Source organism: Acinetobacter sp. V2 (genome assembly GCF_001188385.1).
Lineage (GTDB): Bacteria > Pseudomonadota > Gammaproteobacteria > Pseudomonadales > Moraxellaceae > Acinetobacter > Acinetobacter oleivorans.
On the sequence record NZ_JZFB01000006.1, the window covers coordinates 24621 to 25462 of the forward strand.

Genomic DNA, 842 nt, shown 5'->3' on the forward strand with positions numbered 1-842 from the left:
CACACACGTTCTTTCCAACGCTTAGAAGTACTGTCCATAAATTTTTTAAAATCGGCAGTCATACTCCCCATATAGGTAGGTGATCCGAAAATAATGCCTTGTGATGCATCAAGCGCATCCCAATCAATATGCTCAATATTCATTAAGTGTACTTTCACCCCCATCACCTCTGCACCAGCAGCAATAGCAGAAGCCACCTTAGCGGTATGACCATATGGACTGTGGTAAACAATTGAGAGATGTTTTTCAGGCAAAGACATAAGATTAAAATTTTGAGCGATTTTTTCTATTTTATCATTTTATTAACGCTTGCTAAACCTACATCTATAAATATGAAATAGAAGCGTTTCAATACAATTCACAATCGTAATATCTTTAAGCTAAATAGACGCTCTCTTACTTTATTTAATGACTACAAAATAAGAGAGTGAATTTACGTACTTTTATAAAGCTTAGATAAAAACAAAGGTAGCCATACGCCCAGTCTTTGCATCACGACGATAAGAAAAATATTCATCGCTCTGTTGATATGAACATTGGTCTCCGCCTAAAACCTGCTTCACACCTAGACTCTGCAAAATAAAACGTGCAATTGCATATAAATCTGCATGAAATTTATTTGGAGCAGCCCCCTCAACAAAAGCCGTTTCCAACTCAGGATATTTATCACAAAAAGCAGCTTTTACTTCAGCCCCAATTTCAAAACAAGATTGGCTAATCGCAGCTCCTAACCATGCCCAAGTTGGAGGGTTCTGCATAGCGGCAATCGTGTTTTCAACAATCCCACCAGCTAAACCACGCCAACCCGCATGTAAATTTGCGACTTCGGTACCTTCGGCATT

Annotated in this window: 1 protein-coding gene and 1 pseudogene; both read right to left on the reverse strand. The window is 38.6% G+C overall.

The annotated features are described in order from the left end of the window. Positions 1-260: pseudogene (locus UC75_RS22050) on the reverse strand (flavodoxin family protein); the annotation flags it as partial. Between the two features lie 192 nt (positions 261-452). After that, positions 453-842 (reverse strand): polyphenol oxidase family protein (locus tag UC75_RS22055; RefSeq protein ID WP_228137438.1); only part of this gene is annotated, 390 nt, incomplete at its 5' end.